Here is a 255-nt window from a genome sequence, read left to right on the forward strand (position 1 = left end):
TGAACATCATGGAGTTGCTGACCGAGGCCGACATCGCCGGCACCTCGTTCATGAGCCCCGCGCTGCAGGCGGCTTACCGCGACATGATCTCGCCGTCCAATCCGTCGTGGCATGTCGAGCACATCAGGCGACTGTTTGCCGCCGGCATCCAGCCGCAGTTCATGCTGGGCAATCTCACGCAACTCGAAACACTCGAGCGGCTGATCCGCAAGGGCGTCTATACCGGTCCGCTCAACCTCAATTACGTGGCCATCG

1 protein-coding gene is annotated in these 255 nt (G+C 61.2%); it reads left to right on the forward strand.

Translation table 11 applies throughout. From position 1 onward, the window contains the following. Nucleotides 1-255: 3-keto-5-aminohexanoate cleavage protein (locus AB4Y42_RS44575; RefSeq protein ID WP_368697939.1), on the forward strand; the 255-nt coding region annotated here is incomplete at both ends.

Source organism: Paraburkholderia sp. EG286B (assembly GCF_040965655.1).
Lineage (GTDB): Bacteria > Pseudomonadota > Gammaproteobacteria > Burkholderiales > Burkholderiaceae > Paraburkholderia.